Consider the following 21,131-nt stretch of genomic DNA (forward strand, 5'->3'; position numbering starts at 1 on the left):
AAGGCAAAGTGTCACTTTAAAAGGGATTAATCTAGATATTTATTGAATAAATTAAGTGGTATTTATCACATTAATAAATTCTTCAGTCTTGTGTTTAAAATTTTTCAATAGATTTTCTGATAATAGGTTATAATCAGTTGGTAATATTAATAATTCTTGAGCTATAATTTTGATTAAACGATTAGTATAATATTCTTGATAGATAGTTTTATTATTTAACCCTTTTAATAGCTTACTAAAAGGATATAAAAAATTTATTAGATATAGTAATAATCTCTGTAAGGTTATTTCTATGTTTTTATTTGGTGAGTTTTTTAAGATGAATTCCTTATTTAATAATAATTTTAATTCTAATTGTAATAAGTCATATAATTGCCAGGGAACTGGCAATTTTTCTATTTGTTGATTATGATTTAATTTATTTTGGTATTTATTTAATTCTTTCTTAACTCTATTTAGTTGCTCGTCTACTTCCAAATAGAGTTTTTTTAGACTAGGGCTATATTTACGGTTAATCTCTGTCTGATTAGAAAGGCTATGGTTAGTCCTTTGAACAAGAGACTTATTTGGTGCAATTGTTTTATTAGTAGTATTAGGATTATCATTATTTTTTTGAGTAGTCTTTGATATAGTTGAATTAGAGAAGGATAAGTCTTCTAAATTTTGAGCAATTTGCGATAAAGGATTAATGATAGTACTAAAGATGGTTAATGACTTATCAAAGCTGACTTCTTTAGCTTGTTGATGAAAATGTAAGCCGTCTAAAGTGAGCAGTAACTCGTTTAGTTTCTGTTCAATAGTTATTAAAGAATTAATAAATTCAGTCTTTATAGTCATAGTTGTAGCAGAGGTCTTAATGATTTTATCTAAAACTTTAATAATTCTAGCTAGTGGTTGGTAGAATTTTATAACCTTATCTAATTTAGACTGGAAATTATGAATTAGTAATTCACTTAATCTTAGTTGTTTAGGTAATAAATCTATTACCTTTATTAAGTGATTAAGAATATTAGTAAACTTTAACTTTAAGTCTTCTTTATCAAATTGTCGATCAGTAATTGTTTTTAAAATTTTTAATTGATCCGGAAAATCGGTTGTTAGACGCTTTAAATTAGTTTTATATTGGTCAAGAGGTTTTAGTTGGTTATTTGGATGGTAACCATGAATTAATAAGTCCAGACTTATATCAAATAAGTCGCCGATTTGGACAATCGTTTTAATTTTAGGTTTGACTTTATTATTAATAATTTTATTAAAAGTTGAAAGACTGACGATGGATTCTTTTAAGTCTTTAGTATTTAGCTTAAGTTCTTTATGAATATATTTAATTCGTTTGTTATAATTGGTTAAGTTTTTTAGTTCTTCTTTGATGACTGAATTAAATTTAGGATTACGATAGATTAATCTCCCTTTAAGAGCTAAGTCTAAACTACAATCTAGATAATTAGTTAATTTTAAGAATGTTTCTAACTGCAAATTAGTGTTGTTATTTTCAAAGCGTGAAAGAGTAGAAGCGTGAGTATTAATTTCTTTAGCCAGAGCTGTTAATGAGTAATCTCTATTGGAAGAAGCCATTAGCTTTTTTCTAATAAATTTAATACGTGCTCCTGGATTCAATTGATAATAAAAAGTCTCAGTTTCTTTTTTTGAAAAGTTATTTACAACTTGATTCATTTTTACACCTCAATTTTGTGTTTAAGCAAATTTGCTTAATCTCTCAAAAACAAACCTTTATTTCTTATTTGCAATTTATTTTTAACAAACACAAACTACCTTATACTTCTAATCTATGCAGGAAATTTAATTATTATGTAGTATATTAATAAATAGAAATCCTAATTTTGGTATTGAAGTTAAGAGGTGAGAGTAATGAAAGGTGGAAAATTAATTTTAAATATTAAATCGATATCAGAGTTAGATAAGGTGGAACTTGTGTTTGCAGGAGAAGATGATTTCTCTGGGCAATTAGATCACTTCTGTTTACAGGATATATGTAGTAGTATAAAGAAAGCATTTTTATTAAAAAATTTTAATGAAGTAATAATTAATTCGTTAAACTTTGATCAAGTTAGTGTTGATGATGATTCACTTACAACTCTAGAAGGTCGTAAAGATTATATCTATAAAGTAATAGATGATTTAGCTAATTTAGTAAATGAACTTCATATCGATATTGAATTAGATTTGGAGTTATCAGATGAAATCATTGATGATATCTTTTCGGACTCTGGTTATTATCTTGATTATTTAAATTGTCCAAGCATAGTTAATTATGAGGAGTAACTAATCCAAAGGGATGTGGATAAGTTGTGGGATAAATAGCTATTTTTATTATCATTAAAGCAAAAAATAATATTCGTAAAAACAATAAGCTAATTAATCAAATTGCATTTAAGAATTGAAACGGTAATAATTGCAAAGGAAGAAGAGTAATGAACGCAAAGCCAATCAATAATAAACGCAAAATAAAAAAGCCCCTGATTTAGGAGCTTTGGAGATGATATTAGATTCTAGTTAAGATTATAGTCTCTAATAAGCCAATAATTAAGGCTGCTAGAAAAGTACCATAACCTAATCCAGTAAAGAAAGTAAGAATTATAGTGGCTACAATAAAATTTACTATCCCCCTAATAATAGGAGCAGTGCCTTCATCTAAGATAAATTTGACTAGATAATTAGCAATAGAGATCATTAAAGAGACTAAAATTAGATTTAATACAGCTAAAGAGTTAAAAGTAGTACTGATAAATCCAATAAACAGCATTAAGATAGCAACAATTCCAAATCTAATAATTAATGTTCTCATTTATATCACCGTCCTTATCTTTTAAGATAGCCAAAATTAATTTTAAATATAAGCATATTTATGTGAATTAAAATATTAGGTTATAAATAATATTAGTTTGGTTAATATATTATTAAAGATAAAGATAAGAGGTGAAGATAATGGCAGAAATTGAATGTCATGTAGTCAACTGTGTCCACCAATTAGAAGAAGAGTGTACATTAGATAAGATTAAAGTTTATTGTGATGATAATAGTCCTTATACTACAAGGGCAGAAGGTACTAAATGTCGCAGTTTTAGAAGAGAATAATAGTTGAATCAGTACTGACTTTGAGTCAGTACTTTTTTTGACAAGACCCTAGTAATCTGCTATAATATGAGTTACTATGGGTTAGGTTGTGAAAAAAATATTAAGGAGGAGTAGTGAGTATGAGATTGAGAAAAAAAGGAGTAACGATGTCTTTAATCTTGTTAGTAGTAGTAGGTTTAATTGTTGTTGGTTGTTCATCAGGAAATAATAATGCAGCAGACCAGCAAAAAGAGGAGAAGCAATTTTTGTCGATTGCTACTGGAGGAACGTCTGGAACATATTATCCAATAGGTGGAGCGATAGCTAAAATTATTAATGAAGAAGTTACTAACGTAAGTGCTTCAGCTCAGTCAACAGGTGCTTCGGTAACTAATAGTCGCTTGATTGGTAAGAAGCAGGTAGAGTTAGCAATTCTACAGAATGATATTGCCAGTTATGCTGTTAATGGTAAGAATAAGTTTGAAGGTAAGCCAATTACAAATATGCAAGGAGTTGCTACTTTATATCCAGAAATCATCCAAGTTGTAGTTCGTGATGAAGCAAATATTACTGATATTAAAGATTTAAAAGGAAAAAGAGTAGCGGTTGGAGCTCCAGGCAGTGGAGTAGAAGCAAATGCTAAGCAGATTTTGAATACTTTTGGTATTACTTATGATGATATAGAAGAAGACTTTCTTTCTTTTGCTGAAGCAGCAGGAAGGTTAAAGAACCGTCAAATAGATGCTGTCTTCTTAACAGCAGGTGTGCCTACAGCAGCAGTGATGGATGTTGCCGCTACTCAGAATATCGATTTAATGAACTTTACTGATGAACAGATTAAAGAGTTAAATTCCAAGTATTCTTATTTAACTAAAGTTGAAGTTCCAGCTAATACTTATAATGGTCAAGAGGAAGAAGTGCAGACTATTGCTCTAAAGGCTACATTAGTAGTACAGAAGAGCTTGTCGAAAGAATTAGTATATGATATTACTAAGGCAATCTTTGAGAATAGAGATGTTTTAATTGCAGCTCATAAGCGAGCTAAAGATATTAAGGTTGAGAATGCACAGGACGGAATGACTATTCCACTCCATCCAGGAGCTAAAAAATACTTTGAAGAAGTAAAATAAATCATAGCTCTAACATTTACTAAAGTAATGGGAGGAGGATTTCCGGGCATTATTAATAATGCCCGGTTATCATTTTATGCGTAATAATAATTTGTTTATGATTATTTTAATTATAGTTTTGGTAATAAGTAGTCTTTTGATAGTTAATTCTAAATGGCTAGTAATTAAGGAATCAGAAAGTGGTAAGGTAATTTGGCAGCAGCCAGGTCAAGGTACTGTTAAGTTTGCTATTAAGTATTTGCATTCAGTGGAGCGAACGCCAGTTTGGGAATACTTTGCAGTTAAAGATGATAAGTTATATTTGACCGGGACTAAATATGAATCTTATGGTGCAGGGTTACCATTTTTAAAGCAACATACTTATGTTATAGAGGATGATAAATTTGAAATTAAAAATATCGATAAAGAGCTAAATTTAATTCCCCTACGAGTTAGTGATTATGCATTGCATAGGTTCATAATTAATAAACAAGAGTATAAATTATACCAGATGACAGAACCTCAGAATTTAGTAATAATAAAAGTTAAAGAAAAGAGTTTATTGGCTTTATTAAAATATAAATTACTCAATTGATTACAAAGGAGGTAATAAAATGGCTGAAGCAGACAAGAAAACACAAGATACATCGAAGCTATTAAAAGAGTTTGATACTACTAGTAATTTCAGAAATTATACAGGAATTATGGCTATTATTATTACTATTATTGCTGTTGGGATGTCTCTGTTCCATCTTTATACCGCTGGTTTTGGAGTTTTATTGGCTCTAAAACAAAGGGCAGTACATTTAGGCTTTCTTTTAGTCTTAATCTTTTTATTATATCCTGCTAAGAAGAAGTGGATGGATAACAAAAAATTATTATTTATCGATTATATTCTGGCTATTTTAGGGGCAGTAGTTACTAGTTATATTTTAATTAATTATATGGAGTTAGTTAGAAGAGCAGGAATCTATACTAATGTAGATGAAATTATGGCTGGTATTGCTATTATTTTAGTACTGGAAGCAACTAGACGAGTAATTGGTTGGGAGTTACCACTTATTTCTTCTATTTTCTTGATATATGCTTATTTTGGTCCACAAATGCCAGGGATGTTAGCTCATAGAGGTTTTTCTCTTTCAAGACTTACGACTTATATGTTCTTTACTACTGAAGGAATCTTCGGAATTCCTCTCGGGGTTTCGGCGACTTATGTCTTTTTATTCTTATTATTAGGAGCTTTTGCTAAACGAACTGGATTAGGTGAACTCTTTATCGATTTAGCAATTGCTTTGACCGGTAAAACTACTGGTGGACCAGCAAAGGCTGCTGTAGTTTCTAGTGGTTTAATGGGTTCTATTTCAGGAAGTTCAGTAGCAAATACGGTAACTACTGGTTCATTTACTATTCCGTTGATGCAGAATGTTGGTTATAAACCACGGTTTGCTGCAGCTGTAGAGGCATCAGCTTCTACTGGAGGACAGATCATGCCACCGATTATGGGGGCGGCAGCATTTATTATGTCTGAATTTATTGGTGTCCCATATATGACTATCGCTAAGGCAGCAATCTTACCAGCGCTCTTATACTATTTATCTGTAGGTTTAATGGTTCATTTTGAGGCTAAGAAGTTAGGACTAAGCGGTATGAGCAAGGACCGAATTCCTAAAGTTATGGATATTTTGAAGACACGAGGACATATGTTAATTCCTCTAGCTGCTATCTTCTATTATCTATTCCAAGGTTATACTCCACTTAGAGCAGCTTTTGTAGGTATAGTTTTAGCTTTCGGTTTGAGTTTTTTACGTAAAGATACAAGAATGAGTTTAAAAGACGTGATTATAACATTAGAAGAAGGTGCTCGAAGTGCATTAGGAGTAGCGGCGGCCTGTGCTTGTGTTGGGTTTATTGTTGGAGTTACGACTCTAACCGGTTTAGGATTAAAATTTACGACAATTACTGTTGCTTTAGCTAATGGAAATCTCTTTTTAGCTTTAGTATTTACTATGGTGGCTTGTACTATTTTAGGAACGGGATTGCCAACAACGGCAACTTATATAGTTTTAGCGGCTATGGCTGCTCCTGCTTTAGTTAAATTAGGAGTGCCAATCTTAGCAGCTCATTTATTTGTATTATACTTTGGAGTAGTAGCAGATCTAACTCCACCGGCAGCATTAGCTGCTTACGCAGGAGCTGGAATTGCTGGTTCTAATCCTTTAAAGACCGGAATTACAGCGGTTAAGTTAGCAATTGCTGGTTTTGTTGTTCCATTTGTCTTTGCTTATTCTCCTGAACTGTTATTAATTGATACTAATTGGCTAGAAATTATTACGATGTCAGGTAGTGCTTTATTAGGTGTGTTAGCCTTAGCAGGAGGAGTTTTAGGTTATTTGAAGCTAGAAACTAATTTAGTAGAGAGAGGATTGCTAATAATTAGTGCATTAGCTTTATTGATGCCTGGATTATCTAGTGATCTGATAGGATTAGTTGTTTTAATTTTAGTCTGGATTTTACAGGATAAACGAGCGAAAGATTCAGTCGAAGAGGAGCTTGCGGCATAGTGTTTTAAAGATTCTTAGCTAATAAAAAGAGTTTCAATCGGAATTCTGATTGAAACTCTTTTTGTATTAATCTTGTTTTAGATAGTCAATAATACTTTATTTATTTCAATTTACCATCAATACTTATAATCTTTACATTAACATCTAAATCAGAATTGGCTTCCTGAACAGCTTCCTTAACGATCTGTACTAAACCTCCGCAGCAAGGAACTTCCATACGTGCTACTGTAATACTATTTAGGTCATTATTCTTAATGATCGCTTTGAACTTTTCTATATAAGCATTGGCATCATCTAATTTAGGACAACCGATTGCTACAGCTCTACCTTTTAATAAATCTTGATGATAATTAGCATAAGCTACTGGGACACAGTCAGCTGTAACTAATAGATCAGCATTTTTAAAGTAAGGAGCTGAAGGTGAAAGTAAATGAGTTTCTACTGGCCATTGTTGTAGTTGTGATTCTACTCTAGCTTCATTATTATCTTCATTTGTATCTTTGCTTTCATTATTTTTCTCCATCATTCTCATTCTAGCACCAGGACATCCTCCAGAGTGTTGAGGCTTTTGGTTAGGAATCTCTTGTCCGTGAGCTTTTTGAGCTTTCATCATTTCATTAACTGCTTCTTCACCTCGTAATTCCTTAACATGTTTTGCTGTTGCTTCTAAGTCGAATTCTTCAGCTTCTCTTTCTTCAATAACTAACGCTCCAGTTGGACATCCACCAATACAGTCACCAAAACCATCACAGAAAGATTCATTTACTAACTTAGCTTTTCCATCAATAATCTGTAATGCTCCTTCATGACATCCAGTTACACATTCACCACATCCGTTACATTTTTCCTCGTCGATTTTAATAATTTTTCTTTTAGCCATTATTATCTACCCCTTTCGGTAACTTAATTTTATTGAGTAATTATTATTAGCTTGATTAGCTTGCTATAATATTGTTAACTATTATTGTTCTCTTCTTGTCTATATGATAGCTTATTTTAGGTTTTTCATCTGTTAATTTCATCACATTAAAATCATTTAATTTATCACAGAGGTAGTATTTTTATTGTATATTACCTTTAATTTCTGTATAAATTTAAATAATAGTCGAATAATAAAATAAAAAGTTAAGAGGTTATTGTAACTAAAAGATTTCTTAAATAGAAAGGAATATTATTTATGCGTGATTATCATCGGAAAAAGGTTAGTCAGTCTCCACTATATAAATATGAGCCCTGGAAGATAACTGAGGAAGAGTTTAAGGTAGAGTACAATCATCATAATGAGACTATTTTTGCTCTTGGTAACGGCTATATGGGTTTAAGAGGTACTTTAGAAGAAGAATACACTGGGCCATCGGAAACTACAACTCCTGGTCTTTATATAAATGGGATATATGAAATAGAAGATATGATTTATGGAGAGAAAGCTCCTGATTTGCCAGAAAAGAGACAGACGATCTTAAATTTAGCTGATTGGACCGGAATAGACCTTTATTTAGCTAGGGAAAAGTTTAATATGTTAAAAGGAGAGGTGAGTAGTTACCAGCGTATTCTGGATATGAAGGAGGGGACTTTAATTAGAGAGTTAGTTTGGACTAGTCCAGAAGGAAAGAGAGTACAGATTAAAATTGTTCGTTTCTTATCTCTTACTCATAAGCATATTGGAGTGATTAACTATAAGGTTACTCCACTTAATTTTGATGGGACAATAGAGTTTTCATCATCGATTGATGGAGATGCAAGAAATTATCATACCTTACGAAATCAAGAAGCTTTAAAGATCAGTGATATGGGGTTTGTGGAGAAAAAAGGATATATTATTCAAGAGACTCAAAATAGTGATATTTCTATTGGTGCTGGTATCAGGAACAGGTTATCAATTTCTAATTTTGATTTTAAAGAATCCTATTTTATTCAGGAAGATAAGTTAGTGAATCAGTTTAAGATAGAAGCTAATAAGGAGAATGAATATTGCTTAACAAAATATGCTTGTTTATATACCTCATTAGATATCGATAGAAATTATTTAAAAGACCAGATTTTAAATGAGTTAGAGAGTGTAGTGACAAAGGGTTGGCAAAAAATTTTAAGTGAGCATAAAAATTTTCTTCGTAATTACTGGGAAGATGTAGATGTGAAAATTTATAATAAACCAGCGTTACAGCAGGCTTTTCGGTTTAATGCTTTTCATCTTTTACAATCAACTAGTAGAGATGGGGAAGCTAATATAGCAGCTAAAGGCTTAACTGGTGAGTTTTATGAGGGACATTATTTTTGGGATACAGAAATATATATTCTTCCTTTCTTCTTATATAGTAAGCCTAAGATTGCTAAAGAGTTATTAATGTATCGTTATAAGACACTTGATGAAGCACGAGATAATGCTAGTAGAATGAAATTAAATGGTGCCCTTTTTCCTTGGAGAACAATAAATGGAGAGGAAGCATCTGGATTCTTTATGGGCTCAACAATTCAGTATCATATTAATGCTGACATAGCATATGGGATCTATCAATATTATAATGCTACTAATGACTACGAATTTTTATATCGATATGGAAGTGAAATTTTAGTAGAGACTGCCCGAATGTGGGTTAGTTTAGGTGATTATATCCCTTTAAATGATAATAAATTCTGTTTTAATGAAGTGTGTGGTCCAGATGAGTATGAACCAGGCGAGAACAACAATTGCTATACTAATTATATGGCTAAATTCAATTTGAAGTCTGCAGTTAAGACAATTGAGTTAATGGCAGAAGATAGCCCTCACCATTTAGATTTATTAAAAGAGAGGGTTAAGCTTAAGGATTCGGAAGTAGAAGAATGGAAGAATATTATCCAAGATATTTATCTTCCTTATAATGAAGAACTAGGCATTCATCCGCAAGATGATTCATTCTTATACAAAGCATCTATTGATGTAGAGAATATTGATGAGGAGGATATTCCATTAGTTAGAAACTGGCATCCACTAATTATATGGCGTTATCAGGTGATAAAACAGGCTGATATTATTCTGTTAATGTTATTACTAGGGGATCAATTTAACTTGGAAGAAAAGAAAGCCAATTATGACTTTTATGAACCTAAGACTATTCATGATTCATCTCTATCGCCATCAATTTATAGCATAATTGCGAGTGAGATTGGATATTATAAAGATGCTTATAATTATTTGTTACATACGATTAGAATAGATCTTGATGACTATCATGAAAGTACTTATCAAGGTATACATGCAGCTTGTATGGCCAGCTCTTGGTTAGTATTAGTGATGGGGTTTGCTGGGATGCGAAATTATAATGGACAGCTTTATTTTAATCCTTATTTGCCAGTCGATTGGGACGGGTATGAATTTAAGATTAAGTTTCAAAATCGGCAGATTAAGGTTGTAGTTAAAGAGGATAATGTAAAGTATGAATTATTAAGTGGAGAGGAATTAAATATTATTCATGCAGATAATGAGATTAACTTAAATCAGTCTAAACAAAGAATAGCTACTAAAGAATTATAGTATTGGAGTAATATCAGTTAAAAAGTTAGATTTCGTGCATAATCGAATGATGTTAGCCATTTAGAATGGAGCAGACTGGAGTAAATAAAACATGGTTAAAGTTGTTTTCTGTTTGACCGTTAGGGAGTTTGAAAACAACACATGTTTTATTTATGAAAGTCGTTGCGGAATTCGTAGGCGATATCAATTGATTATGCAAGAACCTAGATTTCAAATATAATTGAAGTGAACGAAAATATAAGAGTTTGCGAACTCTTATAAACATTAAGCTCATTTAGTCGATAATATTCTATTGCTAAAAAGAGGTGATCATAATTAAGGATAAAATTAAAGCCTTCATATTTGACCTTGATGGAGTAATTACAGATACAGCAAAGTATCATTATTTAGGTTGGAAGCGTTTAGCAGAAGAAGAGGGAATAGACTTTTCTAAAGAAGATAATGAAGAACTTAGAGGAGTATCAAGACGTAAGTCACTTGAAATCTTACTGGATGGTCGAGAAGTGAGTGAAGAAGAGAAGGAAGAGATGATGGAGCGTAAGAATGGTTATTATCAAGAGTTTATAAATGAGATTACTGAAGAAGACCTTTTACCTGGAATTAAAGAGATAATAATGGAATTAAGGAAGAGGAATTTTAAACTTGCGGTTGCTTCATCTAGCAGAAATGTTAAGCCGGTTATCAAGAATCTAGGAGTAGGAGATATATTTGATACGATCTCCGATGGGCATAGTGTTAATAATGCTAAGCCTGCGCCGGATATCTTTCTTCATACAGCAGAAAAATTAGAAGTTGCTCCAGAGAGTTGTGTAGTTATAGAGGATGCTAAAGCGGGGATAGTGGCAGCCTTAAGAGCTAATATGATAGCAGTTGGGATTGGTCCAGATGCAAGAGTAGGTAAAGCTCATTATCGCTATGACCAAGTTAAAGATATTGAGTTGGAGGAAATATTAGGTTAAGGCTAAGGTTGAGGTTAAGATTGAGACTAAGGTTAAGGCTGAGGTTGAGTAATGGCAGTTGGAATTAAATGAAAAGGTGGTATTTAAATGTTTATTGGTAGAATGGGTGCTTGGATTAGCGATTATCAAAAGAAGAATGTTAAGGTTAGGGTTTTTGCTTTTGAGAAAGACGATGTGAAGTTTGTTATTAAGGAGCGAGGTAAGAGAACAGAAGTTCCTATGATTGAGGAGAAGCCTCATCTTTATACTACTACAATAGGAGTTGAAGATTTAAATCTATTATATAAATTTAAACTTAATGATGAGCAAGAGTTGCCTGATCCTTATTCTAATTTTCAACCTAATGGAGTACATGGATTTTCACAGCTGATTGACCATCAAGTTTATCATTGGCAGGATGGTCGATGGCAAGGACATAAGCAAGAGGAATTAATTATCATGGAGGTTCATATAGGAACTTTTACTGAGGAAGGTACATTTAGAGCAGCAGTGGATAAGCTTGATTATCTATTAGAGTTGGGCGTTAATACAATAGAGATTATGCCAATTACTCAGACGCCAGGAAGATGGAATTGGGGGTATGATGGAACTGGTTTATTTAGCGTGAATAGTAATTATGGTACGCCGGATGATTTAAAGTATTTAATAGACTGCTGTCATCAGAAAGGGATAGGGGTAATTCTGGATGTAGTCTATAATCATTTTGGACCTGAAGGGAACTATTTACCTGAGTATGGACCTTATTTTACTGATAAACACGAAACCCCTTGGGGTCCAGCAGTAAATTTTGATGATCATTATAGTGAATATACTAGGCAGATGGTCTTAGATAATATACGTTATTGGTTAGAAGTCTATCATTTTGATGGGTTGAGATTAGATGCAGTTCATGCTATTAAGGATGAAAGTCCGGTTCACATCTTAGCTAAAATAAGTGAAACTGTAAAAATAATAGCTGATGAATTAGATAGGGAAATAGTAATAATTGCGGAGAGTGAAAGTAATGATGTGCAGTTAATTAAGCCATTAGATGAAGGCGGTTATGGCATTGATGCGCAATGGATGGATGATTTTCATCATTGTATTCATGTAACTATGACCGGAGAAGCTGAAGGGTATTATATGGATTATGGAGAGATTAAAGATTTCGAGAAAGCATATAAGAACTACCTATATACTGGTCAATATTCAGAATATTTAGATGAAGAGCGGGGTACTGATGCCTCTCAACATCCTGGGAACCAGTTTGTAGTAGCTCTGCAAAATCATGACCAAGTAGGAAATCGAGCTAAGGGTGATAGAATTGCTACTTTAATAGAGTTTCCATATTTAAAAGCAGCTGCTGGTTTGGTCTTATTTTCGGCTTATATTCCGATGGTTTTTATGGGGGAAGAGTACGGAGAGAAGAAGCCGTTTTTATTCTTTACGGATTATCAAGATTCTGAATTACAAAAAGCAGTCTCTGAGGGACGAAGAAAAGAATTCGAAAATTTCAGTTGGGATGAAGTGCCTGGTCCACAGGATTCAGAGACCTTTTATAATTCAAAATTAACACCTAAAGATCAATGGGATAAAGAGAACCAATCGATATTTAATTTCTACAAAGATTTAATAAATTTAAGAGTCTCCCATCCAGTTCTAAAGAGATTAGATAAAGATAGATTAGAGGTAGAAGTAGATGAAGAGAAAAGAACCATTAAAGTATCACGCTGGTATGAAAATGCTAAATTAATGGCTTACTTTAATCTAGGTGAAAGTGGAGTAGCGATTAGTCATCCTGCTGGAAGACAGATATTTAATTCTAATTGGACAAGGTATGGTGGAAGAGAAGAAGGAAGAAGTGAAGAACTAAAGGAAGGTCAGATGTTGATTATTGAAACTGAATTAAATAATTAATATTAGTTTAAAATTAGCTTTCGCATATAATCATAGGAGCAAAGTGAACGATAGGGGATGAAATTATATTGATGGCATATATGTAGTGTGTTGAAGAACCTTAGTTATATTATTTTAGGCTGTTAATGAATTAATTAATTCATTAGCAGCCTTTTTTCTTAAAGTTTTGCAAAATATTCTTCTATATCTTTCTCATTCATAGTAGCTATTGTATCGATCATCTGCGGAAAGATAGGTGGATAAAGGTCATAAAGATAGTGATACATCTTAGCTACTATAAATTCTGGGTCTGAGCTTTCACCCCATATCTTTTGAATAAAATCGGTAGCAAGATATACTGCTTGTGAATAATCTTGTAAAAGTTTTAAGATTTCTTTTAAATTTTTAGGTGTCATCTTACTTTGATTAATAGTATATAATTTTTTTGTTTGTTTTAAAGCTTCCTGTTTCCAGTCTTCAACATCTTTAAATAGAGCGTATGCAGGTGATAAGTCTTTATCTTCTTTTTCACTCAACTCATCTAAACCATAGCGCAGATAATTTAACCGTCCATTAATGAAGACTTCGAGGGTTTCGCTTAGCCCGACTAAGTTATGGTTATCTATCCTCTGTAATTCCCTATTTAGAGTTAAAGCGTCTGGGGTTTCTTCAAGTCGTTTTAAGAGAGTAGAAGCGAGTAAATAACCTAATAAACATGGTCTTTTCTGTCTTCCTTCGGTTGGACGCCAGCCCCAGTTACAAGCTCGCTTCATGATTCTTGAATATAGAATGACTTGTGATTCTAAACTTTCTTTTGCTAGATCATAATCTTTTTGTCCAAGCTTTTCTATATTAAGCGGGATAGTATCAGTTATACTAAACAGGTTGATTAGCTGATCAAAGATACCACAGTAGTACTTGCCATTCTCCCAAAAGATGTGGGGATGGTCATAGATTCCAGTCTTTTCTCTAGTATACTTTCCGGTTCCGCTTACTCCTATTGGTGGATAATGACCATCAGTTCTAAGAATAAGTCTGATTTCTGGTGCCCAGCAGACCTTATCAAACTTAACTTTAGCTAGTTTATCTATTGCTTCTTTATCTAAGACTTTATCTATATATTGATCTGGAGTAACAAATTGTATCTTATATTTTTCTTTGTCTTCAGATAAGATCTCCTTCCAGGCTTTTTCCATTATTTCTAGGGCTATATCTCCAAAGTCCATTAATTCTAAGTCTTGAATATAGGTTAATACTCCATTATTAGGGGCATTTTCGAGTTCTTGGCGTAGAACCTTCTTATACATTGCAACTCCTTGCTCCATGCTAATCGGAAACTCTTCTTTGTCACCATCGATATATTCATTATCGAAGACAGGAAAGTCTCCTAACATATAGCCCTGTGACTTAACTTCATCCCGCTTCATCTTTGTAATTGGACGCCATATTTCTTGTGATACAGGGAAATTTCGTGGAAAAGCAAGAATATTCTGATTTGGTGCTGCAATGAAGAAAGGCTTATAAGTGTAATCACCTTCCTTCTCTATTTCATAAGGTACTTTCCCTTCTTCCAAATGAGGGAAGATTAGATAATCAATATTGGCTTTTTCAATTGCTCCTAATTTATCATGGTCTAGGGAATCTTCCGGCGGAAATAATCCATTATACTTAGGATAAGGAACTTTCATCGAGTTATGAAGATACTGTCTATTCCAGGCTATCTCTTGTTTAATTTCATCTTGATTTAATAAAGAAACATGTGCATGATGAGCATGACCATATAAGGGATAGATTCTTCCCCGTTTATAGTCTTGCTTTAGTTGTTCAAAAGTTTCAGGCATAACTTTTTTTATTTGGATTAAAAGTTCATTAGTATATTCTACACATAAAGGAGCATCTAGATTATCACCAAATTTACTACATAAGGTATAGATATCTCTACCTTCTTCTTGTCTTTCCTTTAAATAATTTTCTGTCGTTAAGGAGTCTTTCATAGAGTTTTCTTCATCTAAATACGATAATAAAGTATTAGGAAGTTCCCATAGAAGTTCGTGGGCATGGAAAGCTAAGATTACATATATATCCTTCATTTATTTACTCCTTTCTGATACCAATTTAATGAACTTGTTCTGTATGATGTTTGTAAATAAACCCACTATAAGGAGGTAAGGCAAAGTTAGAGAACTTTTCACTATCTAAATTGATATTAACTGGGTCATTGAGGTCTCGGTCTCCGATAGGAGGTAGGTCATTAACTTCATCAATATCAGCTAATTTAATCCATCTTCCTGGGGTATTGAATTCTACATCTATTCTTACTTCTTGCGGCTCAAAATTTAACATAATTAATATGCTTCCTTCATTATCTCCTTTGGCATTAGCTCGCCAACCAATAACTTTTTTATTGCCGCCATGTCTTTTATCTAACCAAGGAGCAAGAATCCAAGTAAATTTGCTTTCTTCAATCGGATTATAACCGTCTATTCTTAAACTTTCGTATCGTTTTCTTAAGTTAATTAATCCTTTTGTCCATTGATAGAAATGGTTAGTTTCTTCAGAGTAACTATGCCATGGAACTTTAATTCGATTTCTTTCTCGTTCAACCCCAAATTCTTGGCCCATATAGATCATTGGTTGGCCAAGAGCGACCATTGTTGACATAAGACCTAATTTTGCTTTTCTATTTTTAATTTCTGGATCTTTTAGGTGCTCACCACCAGTCCCTACTTCGTATTGAACGCTATTTTCGTCATGGCTTTCAGCAAAGTTAACGACATTGTTAGTATGGGCTGCATACTTATCTTTACTAAAATAGAACATGGTACCTAAATTATCAGTGCTACTTTCAGCACCTTCAAAGGTCCCTTCTCTTAAGAGAGCTTTTATCTTGTCATGGAAGATATTACTCCATTGTGCATAACCATTATAACCTTCTAAGTTAAGGTCTTTTTGGTTAGGTAGATTTTCGGCAATTAAGATAGCATCAGACTTAAAGTCAGAATCCTTAATTTCGTGGGCTAAACGATGTAAAAGTTTGTGATTTAAGAATTGGCTATTAGTAGCGTCAAAGCGGAAACCATCAATATGATATTCTTTAATTAACATCTTACAACAATCGATAAGCATATTATCTACTTCTTCTCTTCCTGTTGCTACTTTATTACCCCATTGGGTTTCGCCAGAGAAGTAAAAGCCTCCTGGTTTAGAGCCATCATCGATTAAGTTCCAGAGAGGGTTAAAGTCATTAGAAGTATGGTTAAATACTTGATCAGTAAAGACTGCTAATCCATGGTGGTGGGCTTCATTAACCATTTCACGGAAATCATCAGGAGTTCCAAAGTTTTTCTCTATAGCCATGAAAGTAGCTGGCTCATAGCCTAAACCACGTTGCATGGGTACTTCGGCAGTAGGCATAAGCTCAATGGCAGTTACTCCTAATTCATTAAAGTAACCTTCCTTAATCCGTCTAGTAACTCCTTTAAAAGTTCCTTGTATTTCATCAGGGATATCAGGGTCATTATCAGTAAATCCATAAATATTTAGTTCATAGATGATTAGATCTTTCATATTAGGAGTTTCCCAGTCTTGGTCAGTCCATTTAAATTCTGTAGGATTGACTATTACTGAATTACGATTCTTATAATCATCACTATATAGTCTAGTATAAGGGTCTGGTACGTAGCGTGCTTCGTCAGTAGCTCCGCCTTGAATATAGAATTTATATTCAATAGGTTGAGAAGGGAGGTCTTCAGGTTGAATATGAGCTAACCAAATGTTGGGTTGATAGTAGAAACCACGATAGAGGTCCATCTTAATAAATTTATCCTGTTGTGGGTTAGGATGTCCAGGACATTGCCAGTCATTAAAATTACCGACTAAATAGACTTGGGCTGCTCGAGGATGAAAGAAGCCAAAGATAACTGAACCATCTTTTAATAGGTTTCCACCTAGCATAGATGGGGTGCCCATACCTGAGACATCGGTTGTTGGAAAATAGAAGTTATCTTCATAAATAAGACCTTTGATCTTTTGATAATAATCTTTAATATTTCCTTTAGGCTCAGCAGGACGAACTGGATAGATATTATGTCTATCAGCCATAGTCCAGACTTCATCACCTAGATGTAAGTGATAGTGTCGATTCTTATCTTCCCAAGAAGTACTTTCTCTTTTGCCATCTTTAAAGTTAAAATTAAAGTTGCTACGATTATGGTTCAAGTCATAATAGAGACCAAACTCATCTTCACCATCGGGAGTTATCTCTCTTTCTAAAGTAGCACCATCACTAACCCAGTTCCACATAATTGGCTCTTCAAAACCGTTCTTATTGTCATAATGAATTCTTATCTTATGGGACATATAATTCCTCCTTTATTAAATTTCTTTAAAATCTTTTTTTATATTTTTTTACATTATGTATGCTTTTATACATTTAATAGCAGGTAAAAATCGAAAAGAGGGATAGGGTTTGGAGTAAAAGTTAAAATTCCATAAATAGGAGAAATTATAATTAATTGTTTGCATAAAAGGTTTTGTTTTTAGAGTAACAGATGTTATAATGATTATAGAATATTTTAATTCAAAGAGGGAGTGGATTTACTTGGTAAAAGCTACCATAAATAAAAAAGTGGTTTTAATTAGCCTATTAATAATGTCGATATTATTAATAACGGGTTGTCAATCAGAATCACAAAGGGTTAGTAGACCTGTACTTACAAAACAGGCTTCAGAAAAATTTATGTCACAAGAACAAGCAAAATTAGAAATGGATGATCAAGTTATAGAAAGAAAACTAATTAAAGAGGCTGATATAAGGATAGAGAGCTCTAATTTAGCTGAAGCTACTAAGGAGATTCGTAAGCTTCTAGATAAGTATAATGGCTATATTTCTAGTTCTAGAAAGTGGCAAAATGGAGGTCAACGTGAGTACCGACATTATAAGTTAAGGATTCCACAGAAGCATTTTCAGCAGATAATTGTGGCGATTGAAGAATTAGGAGAACTTAAGAGTGAACAGATTAGAGGTAGAGATGTAACTGCTGAATATATTGATTTACAAGCAAGATTAAAGAACTTTAAGGCTCAGGAAGAAAGATATTTAAAGCTTTTAAATCAAGCTAAAGAAGTTGAAGATATATTAAAAGTTGAAAAAGAATTAAATCGAGTGAGGACTAATATTGAACAGATAGAAGGTAGATTGAAGTATTATAATAATAAGATTAATTATTCAACTATTAATGTGAATATTTCTCAACCACAATCGGTTATTAATGATTTTGACTTAGGGATTGTAGAAAGTCTTAAACGTGCTATTAGAGGATTTATCGGTAGTATTAATGCTATAATTGTTTTAATAGGTGAACTATTACCATGGTTAATCTTTATATTTGTCTTTGTTTGGGTTATATATAAATTATTTAAACTTAGAAATAAGTAATATAGAATTTTATTCATAGGAGGCATAAGCTTGCGATTAGAGTTAGATTTTTATAATAAATGGGGAGCAGTAAAATTAGCCCAAGGTCTATTAGGTAAACTATTAGTAAGAGAAATAGGTGGTAAGCAGATTATAGCAAGGATAGTAGAGACCGAAGCTTATGTAGGTCCGGAAGATAAGGCCTGTCATGCTTATCAAAATAAACGTACTAAACGAACGGAAGTAATGTTTAAACGAGGCGGATTTTCTTATGTTTATTTAATCTATGGTATGTATAACTGTTTTAATGTAGTAGCAGGAGATGAGGGCAAACCAGAGGCGGTTTTAGTAAGAGGAGTAGAACCGATTAATGGTTTAGATATTATTAAGAAGAATCGTCAAATTAAGAGTAAAAAGAAAGAAGATCTAACTAATGGCCCTGGTAAACTATGTCAGGCTTTAGATATAGACCGTAGTTTAAATGGTTGCGATTTAACGACTAATCAAGAGTTATATATTAAAGATAGTGACGAAGTTGTTGAAATAGTTGCTGATAAGCGGATAAATATCGATTATGCTGAAGAGTATCGAGATAAGTTATGGCGTTTTTATGTTAAGGAGAATCAATTTGTGTCTAAGGGTTAAGGTTAAGGATAAGGCTGAGGTTAAATTCTAACCTCAACCTTGACCTTAACCCAATTACTATCAAACGGAGGTGTAGTCAATGTCTGCTAAAGAAAGACGAAAAGAAATACAAAACTTATTAACAGCTGCTGAAAAACCGATTACAGGTTCTCAGTTAGCTAAAAAATTAGGAGTAAGTAGACAGGTTATTGTTCAAGATGTAGCTTTATTAAGAGCACAAGGTTCGGAAATTTTAGCTACTTCTCAAGGATATACTCTACCGCAAAAAAGTACGAAGATGGTGACTAAAACTATTGCTTGTAAACATAGTGGGTCTGACATAAGAAATGAATTAGAAACTATAATTAAGTACGGCGGTCGTGTGAAAGACGTTAGTATTGAACATCCTCTCTATGGAGAATTAAAAGGGATGCTAATGATTCAATCTAAAGATGATTTAAATGCTTTTATTAATAAATATCAAAACAATACCGTTAAACCTTTATTAACTTTAACTGAAGGAGTGCATTTACATACTATTGAAGCTTTAAATCAAGAGGTGATTAATTTAATCGAGACAAAGTTAGAGGAAGAGGGTTATTTATTAACTGATTATTAAGGTTAATAATTAACTACTTTTTTTAGCTTTGCGGCTATGGTTTCTTAGACAGAATGGACAACCATCATATCCTTTTTCTAAGTATTCTTTTAATTCTTTATTTGATTGAAGAAAAATGAGATGTTCTTTATTAATTTTTTCTAATTTACAGTCCATTACTGGATTGCTTAAGTCATGAATTTCTTTAGTTTGATTATCTGCTAGATAGTGGCTATTTTTGGTCATTCTATCATCTCCTTGGAAAGATTGTATTTTGATATCTAGACATCTCCTCATAGTTAGTATGAGGTTAAGGACTCTAAGTTATGTATTGAGAATTATTTTTTTACTTACAGGTGTAAAGACACTTGACATTACATAAGTTAGGATATACAATTATGTTAGCAAGATTATACAATTATAGTAAAGCTTAAACTGGTTAAACTAAGATTAAGAAAGGGATTGTAGGGAGGAGAAGTTATGACTTCTGATTTAGTAAAGAAGATAGAAAGATTAAAGAAAGAGAAGAATGCGATTATTTTAGCTCATAATTATCAAATTGATGAGGTACAAGCTATTGCTGATTATACTGGAGATTCATTAGGTTTAAGTCAGCAAGCAGCTGAAGTAGAAGAGGATGTAATTGTATTTTGTGGAGTAGATTTTATGGCTGAAAGTGCAGCTATTTTATCACCAGATAAGACTGTTTTGCTTCCCGAAAGAAATGCCGGTTGTCCGATGGCAGAAATGGTTACTGTTGAAGGATTAAGAGCAAAGAAGAAGGAGTACCCAGATGCTGCTGTTGTCTGTTATGTTAATTCTTCAGCAGCAGTTAAGGCTGAGAGTGATATCTGTTGTACTTCTTCTAATGCTTTAAATATTGTAGAGTCGATTGATAATGACCAAATTCTGTTTGTGCCTGATGATAATCTAGGTCATTACATATCACAACAGACTGATAAAGAAGTAATTCTTTGGGCAGGGCGTTGTATTACTCATCACCGAGTGCAGGCTAATCACTTAGATGAAGTTAAGGAAGCACATCCAGAAGCGCCAATTATTGTGCATCCAGAATGTAGACCGGAGGTAGTTGAAGCTGCAGATTATGTAGGTAGTACTTCTCAGATTCTTAAGTTTGCTAGTGAATCTGATGCAGAAATAATCATTATTGGTACTGAAATGGGAATTCTTTATCGTCTAAATAACGAAAATCCGGACAAGACTTTTTACATTTTAAATCAAGGTTTAATCTGTAAGAATATGAAGTTAACATCATTAAAACATGTAGCTGATGCTTTAGAGAATGTGCAGTATCGAATAACAGTAGAAGAAGAGATTAGGGTTAGAGCAAAAGAAACATTAGATAAAATGCTAGAGTTAAGTAGATAATGGAGGAAGAG

General features: G+C 32.8%; 18 protein-coding genes. 12 read left to right on the forward strand and 6 right to left on the reverse strand.

Annotated features, from left to right (window positions below; translation table 11 throughout):
• Positions 1-51: 51 nt before the first annotated feature.
• Positions 52-1,674, reverse strand: coding sequence for a helix-turn-helix domain-containing protein (locus tag BM077_RS09180; protein WP_089749650.1), 1,623 nt, complete (start codon positions 1,672-1,674; stop codon positions 52-54).
• A gap of 195 nt (positions 1,675-1,869) precedes the next feature.
• On the opposite strand from BM077_RS09180, the gene BM077_RS09185 reads away from it, so the two are divergent.
• Entirely contained in the window at positions 1,870-2,283 is a 414-nt protein-coding gene (locus BM077_RS09185) for a hypothetical protein (protein ID WP_089749648.1), read from the forward strand.
• Between the two features lie 220 nt (positions 2,284-2,503).
• Here BM077_RS09185 and BM077_RS09190 read toward each other — a convergent pair whose 3' ends face one another.
• Positions 2,504-2,806 (reverse strand): hypothetical protein, encoded by a 303-nt coding sequence (locus tag BM077_RS09190; protein ID WP_089749646.1) that lies wholly within the window; start codon positions 2,804-2,806, stop codon positions 2,504-2,506.
• A gap of 140 nt (positions 2,807-2,946) precedes the next feature.
• On the opposite strand from BM077_RS09190, the gene BM077_RS09195 reads away from it, so the two are divergent.
• The 4 genes from BM077_RS09195 (at position 2,947) to BM077_RS09210 (ending at position 6,745) form a co-directional block, all read left to right on the forward strand.
• Positions 2,947-3,096 carry a DUF1540 domain-containing protein gene (locus tag BM077_RS09195; RefSeq protein WP_089749644.1) on the forward strand — a complete coding sequence of 50 codons (150 nt, stop codon included), beginning with the start codon at positions 2,947-2,949 and terminating at the stop codon, positions 3,094-3,096.
• A gap of 119 nt (positions 3,097-3,215) precedes the next feature.
• Entirely contained in the window at positions 3,216-4,205 is a 990-nt protein-coding gene (locus BM077_RS09200; RefSeq protein WP_089749642.1) for a TAXI family TRAP transporter solute-binding subunit, read from the forward strand.
• 58 nt (positions 4,206-4,263) lie between these two features.
• Positions 4,264-4,779 (forward strand): DUF1850 domain-containing protein, encoded by a 516-nt coding sequence (locus tag BM077_RS09205; protein WP_089749641.1) that lies wholly within the window; start codon positions 4,264-4,266, stop codon positions 4,777-4,779.
• Between the two features lie 19 nt (positions 4,780-4,798).
• Positions 4,799-6,745, forward strand: coding sequence for a TRAP transporter permease (locus BM077_RS09210; protein ID WP_089749639.1), 1,947 nt, complete (start codon positions 4,799-4,801; stop codon positions 6,743-6,745).
• A 100-nt stretch (positions 6,746-6,845) separates the two neighbouring features.
• On the opposite strand, the gene BM077_RS09215 is transcribed toward BM077_RS09210, so the two are convergent.
• Complete coding sequence (locus BM077_RS09215) at positions 6,846-7,625, reverse strand: ATP-binding protein (protein WP_089749637.1); 780 nt, start codon at positions 7,623-7,625, stop codon at positions 6,846-6,848.
• Between the two features lie 297 nt (positions 7,626-7,922).
• On the opposite strand from BM077_RS09215, the gene BM077_RS09220 reads away from it, so the two are divergent.
• The 3 genes from BM077_RS09220 (at position 7,923) to treZ (ending at position 13,114) form a co-directional block, all read left to right on the forward strand.
• Positions 7,923-10,259 carry a glycoside hydrolase family 65 protein gene (locus BM077_RS09220; protein ID WP_089749635.1) on the forward strand — a complete coding sequence of 779 codons (2,337 nt, stop codon included), beginning with the start codon at positions 7,923-7,925 and terminating at the stop codon, positions 10,257-10,259.
• A gap of 314 nt (positions 10,260-10,573) precedes the next feature.
• Complete coding sequence (pgmB, locus tag BM077_RS09225) at positions 10,574-11,218, forward strand: beta-phosphoglucomutase (RefSeq protein WP_176941684.1); 645 nt, start codon at positions 10,574-10,576, stop codon at positions 11,216-11,218.
• Between the two features lie 87 nt (positions 11,219-11,305).
• Positions 11,306-13,114, forward strand: a complete 1,809-nt coding sequence (gene treZ, locus BM077_RS09230) for a malto-oligosyltrehalose trehalohydrolase (RefSeq protein WP_089749633.1) — start codon at positions 11,306-11,308, stop codon at positions 13,112-13,114.
• A gap of 158 nt (positions 13,115-13,272) precedes the next feature.
• On the opposite strand, the gene BM077_RS09235 is transcribed toward treZ, so the two are convergent.
• Positions 13,273-15,183 carry a polysaccharide deacetylase family protein gene (locus tag BM077_RS09235; RefSeq protein ID WP_089749631.1) on the reverse strand — a complete coding sequence of 637 codons (1,911 nt, stop codon included), beginning with the start codon at positions 15,181-15,183 and terminating at the stop codon, positions 13,273-13,275.
• A 25-nt stretch (positions 15,184-15,208) separates the two neighbouring features.
• A complete protein-coding gene (locus BM077_RS09240; RefSeq protein ID WP_089749629.1) occupies positions 15,209-17,452 on the reverse strand; it encodes an alpha-amylase family glycosyl hydrolase in 2,244 nt (747 codons plus the stop codon).
• Between the two features lie 241 nt (positions 17,453-17,693).
• Here BM077_RS09240 and BM077_RS09245 point away from each other — a divergent pair, with 241 nt between their 5' ends.
• From BM077_RS09245 to BM077_RS09255, 3 genes are all read left to right on the forward strand, one after another.
• Positions 17,694-18,530, forward strand: coding sequence for a DUF4349 domain-containing protein (locus BM077_RS09245; protein WP_255361609.1), 837 nt, complete (start codon positions 17,694-17,696; stop codon positions 18,528-18,530).
• A gap of 30 nt (positions 18,531-18,560) precedes the next feature.
• Positions 18,561-19,154: a DNA-3-methyladenine glycosylase gene (locus tag BM077_RS09250; protein ID WP_089749626.1), complete on the forward strand. Its 594-nt coding sequence runs from the start codon at positions 18,561-18,563 to the stop codon at positions 19,152-19,154.
• A gap of 79 nt (positions 19,155-19,233) precedes the next feature.
• The gene (locus BM077_RS09255; RefSeq protein ID WP_089749624.1) at positions 19,234-19,752 is read left to right on the forward strand and encodes a transcription repressor NadR; all 519 of its coding nucleotides are present in this window, start codon (positions 19,234-19,236) and stop codon (positions 19,750-19,752) included.
• Between the two features lie 9 nt (positions 19,753-19,761).
• On the opposite strand, the gene BM077_RS09260 is transcribed toward BM077_RS09255, so the two are convergent.
• Positions 19,762-19,977, reverse strand: coding sequence for a hypothetical protein (locus BM077_RS09260; protein WP_089749622.1), 216 nt, complete (start codon positions 19,975-19,977; stop codon positions 19,762-19,764).
• 234 nt (positions 19,978-20,211) lie between these two features.
• Here BM077_RS09260 and nadA point away from each other — a divergent pair, with 234 nt between their 5' ends.
• Positions 20,212-21,120 (forward strand): quinolinate synthase NadA, encoded by a 909-nt coding sequence (gene nadA, locus BM077_RS09265; RefSeq protein ID WP_090095237.1) that lies wholly within the window; start codon positions 20,212-20,214, stop codon positions 21,118-21,120.
• The last annotated feature ends 11 nt before the right edge of the window (positions 21,121-21,131 follow it).

Source organism: Candidatus Frackibacter sp. WG13, assembly GCF_900114655.1.
Lineage (GTDB): Bacteria > Bacillota > Halanaerobiia > Halobacteroidales > Acetohalobiaceae > Frackibacter.